At 27.1% G+C, this 631-nt stretch carries 2 protein-coding genes; both read left to right on the forward strand.

Going from position 1 to position 631, the window contains the following annotated elements; all coding sequences use genetic code 11:
* A partial coding sequence (locus RCF13_RS06625; protein ID WP_308140969.1) for a hypothetical protein occupies nt 1-212 on the forward strand: 212 nt, incomplete at its 5' end.
* A 205-nt stretch (nt 213-417) separates the two neighbouring features.
* Nucleotides 418-631, forward strand: a 214-nt coding sequence (locus tag RCF13_RS06630) for a type I restriction-modification system subunit M N-terminal domain-containing protein (RefSeq protein WP_308140970.1), incomplete at its 3' end; no start/stop codon positions are given.

The raw sequence follows: 631 nt of genomic DNA on the forward strand, positions 1-631 counted from the left end.
AAGTGATAATTCCGTTTTTTTCTAAATATCCATTGAAAAATGTAAAAGCAAAGGATTTTCTTTTTTTTAAAATTATTTGCTATAAGATTATGAATGGAGAAGCAAAAAGAAAAGAAGGGATAAAAAAAATTCTATCTATTAGAAAATATATGAATGATGGTGGGACCAAAATACGTAAATATCAGGATATATATAAAGAAGACGATTTATGAACGTCTTCTTTATATGTTTTCTGTTCTTTATATATTTTTCTCTGTGTTATTTTATACATTTTTAAATGTAATAAAACAACTAGTCATGCAAATGATTGGTTGTTTTGTTTATTATAATTTTTTGTGAATGAGAAAATAAGCGTATGTTTGATATAATTAAATTACAATTTTTTAGAAGAAGGCAAAAGAAAGGAAAATAAAACATATGATTACAGGTGAGTTAAGAAGTAAAGTAGATAAATTATGGGAAGTATTCTGGACAGGGGGAATTACGAATCCTTTGTCTGTTATTGAGCAATTTACGTATTTATTGTTCATTAAAGGTTTAGATGAAGTAGAGACAACAAAAGAAAGTGAAGCAATGTTCCTAGGGCTAGATTATGAAGGGACATTTCCAAAGGATAAGCAGCACTTACGCT

The organism is Stenotrophomonas maltophilia group sp. RNC7 (assembly GCF_030910085.1).
Lineage (GTDB): Bacteria > Pseudomonadota > Gammaproteobacteria > Xanthomonadales > Xanthomonadaceae > Stenotrophomonas > Stenotrophomonas sepilia.